This is a genomic window from Flavobacterium sp. (assembly GCF_029242675.1).
Classification (GTDB): Bacteria; Bacteroidota; Bacteroidia; order Flavobacteriales; family Flavobacteriaceae; genus Flavobacterium.
In genome coordinates this window covers 1-2,137 of record NZ_JAQWTM010000061.1, presented here as the reverse complement: position 1 = coordinate 2,137, position 2,137 = coordinate 1, and the positions used below count along the sequence as shown (strand labels likewise).

The following is a 2,137-nucleotide window of genomic DNA, read 5'->3' as shown; positions in this document are numbered from 1 at the left end:
AATAGGAGCAGTAAACACGATAAAAATCACCAAGAAAGGAAAACTTAAAGGCTACAATACCGATTATTATGGTTTTAAAAAATCATTGCAACCGCTTTTGCAACCGCATCATCAACGCGCTCTTATTTTAGGAACTGGCGGCGCATCGAAAGGTGTGGCCTTTGCATTGGAGGAACTTGGCATAAGCTATACCTTTGTTTCAAGAGGAACTAAAGAAAACACCATCGCCTACTCCAGCCTCAACGCACTCCTTTTTGAGAATTACCAAATTGTAATTAACTGCACGCCTATTGGTACTAGTCCTGACATTGAGGTATCGCCAGCGATACCGTACGATTTGTTTACAAGCAAACACATTGCCTACGATTTAATTTATAATCCTGAGGAAACTCAATTTTTGCGTCAAGCAAAAGCAAAAGGCGCTACTACTAAAAATGGATACGATATGCTCGTATACCAAGCCGAAAAATCTTGGAAAATTTGGAATAAATAAGCCTTCGCTTAAAAAATAGTTGATCCTGTTACAACCGCGCTAGCATGCTAGCGTGGTTGTAACAGGATTTTTTTTAGTTTTTTTTCAGATTTACGGTTTACCGTAAAACAACAAGGTGAAATTTATTTAAATTAACTGATTACCAAATCATTAATAAAATAAATTATGCTAAAGAGAACCCTTTTAATCGAAAACAAATTCTCCATTACCACAAAGAATTTGCAGCTTGTCCTGAAATCTGAGAGTAAAGAAAGTACCATTCCAATTGAAGATATTGGATTCTTAGTGCTTGACCATCCCGAAACTTATATTAGCATTCCATCTCTCAATTTATTAATTGAAAATAATACCGCAATTATCATTTGCAATACCAACCATTTACCCAATGGCTTATTTCTCAATTTGAATAGTCACCATATTCAGCAAGAAATATTTAAAAACCAAATCAACGCCTCAGCACCTTTAAAGAAACAACTGTGGCAACAAACTATTGTTGAAAAAATAAAAAATCAAGGAGAACTACTTGAAAAACTAACAGATTCCAAAAACAGCTTATCTTTTCTAGCAAGCAAGGTATTAAGTGGTGACACTAGCAATATGGAAGGCGTTGCTGCACAGCAATACTGGAAACAATTTCCGCAGCCTAATCTTGATAATGATGGTATAAAAAGAGAACGCTACGGTACCTATCCTAATAATTTCCTAAACTATGGATATGCCATACTACGAGCAGCGACAGCACGAGCGTTATCAGGTAGCGGACTACTGAATACCTTAGGAATTCATCATAAAAGCAAGTACAATGCCTTTGCTCTAGCAGATGATATTATGGAACCTTTTCGGCCTCTGATTGATGAAAAAGTACATCAAATCATGGGTAATTACAAAGAGCAGGAGCTGAACACAGCTATTAAAGCAGAGCTTTTACAGGTTTTAACACAAACCGTTTATTTCAAGGACGAAAAGAGTCCGTTAATGGTTGCTTTACAAAAAACGGCTAGCTCACTGCAACAATGCTATGCAGGAAATCGTAAGAAAATAAAATATCCAAAATTATGGAACTTAACGGATACCGAATAATGTGGTTGTTTGTCTTTTTTGATTTGCCAACTGAAACCAAAAAAGACCGCCGCAATGCATCGCAGTTTAGAAATAATCTCTTAAAAGATGGATTTTCGATGATGCAGTACTCTGTATATGTGCGGCATTGTGCAAGCAGCGAAAGTGCTGATGTTCACGAAAAACGCATTCATAATCTACTCCCACCTTTAGGAAAAGTAAGTGTACTGAGGATAACGGACAAACAATTTGGAAATATTCAAAATTTTTGGGGCAAAGCCGAAGTACCAAAAGCACCTCAACCCACACAATTAGAACTTTTTTAGGACTAGAAACAAAAAAATGCCTCAATATTGGGATATCAAACCAATAAAGAGGCATTTTTTTATACGATATTCATCTTTAACACTATGAAAATCAGAAGGTAACAATCCAACTAATATCGTGTTTTCTAATCTTTAATCAAACCACAACTAATTCAAATATACAAAAAAAGCCGTTACAAATATCGTGTTTTCTAATCTTTAATCAAACCACAACTGCCTCCTTAGGAACTACACTAAACTATCGAATATCGTTTTTTCT

3 protein-coding genes are annotated in these 2,137 nt (G+C 35.8%); all 3 read left to right on the top strand.

Annotated elements, in window-relative coordinates; all coding sequences use genetic code 11:
• Positions 1-493 (top strand): shikimate dehydrogenase (gene aroE / locus P8M54_RS02410; RefSeq protein ID WP_300284641.1); only part of this gene is annotated, 493 nt, incomplete at its 5' end.
• A gap of 165 nt (positions 494-658) precedes the next feature.
• Positions 659-1,573, top strand: coding sequence for a type II CRISPR-associated endonuclease Cas1 (gene cas1, locus P8M54_RS02405; protein ID WP_300284639.1), 915 nt, complete (start codon positions 659-661; stop codon positions 1,571-1,573).
• The gene (cas2, locus tag P8M54_RS02400; RefSeq protein ID WP_300284637.1) at positions 1,549-1,878 is read left to right on the top strand and encodes a CRISPR-associated endonuclease Cas2; all 330 of its coding nucleotides are present in this window, start codon (positions 1,549-1,551) and stop codon (positions 1,876-1,878) included. The genes cas1 and cas2 overlap by 25 nt, the downstream gene beginning before the upstream one ends.
• Positions 1,879-2,137: the final 259 nt, after the last annotated feature.

Bases quoted from the DNA above. Each gene is read 5' to 3' on its own strand.
- cas2 (WP_300284637.1), top strand. From the start codon at position 1,549: ATGGAACTTAACGGATACCGAATAATGTGGTTGTTTGTCTTTTTTGAT.
- cas1 (WP_300284639.1), top strand. From the start codon at position 659: ATGCTAAAGAGAACCCTTTTAATCGAAAACAAATTCTCCATTACCACA.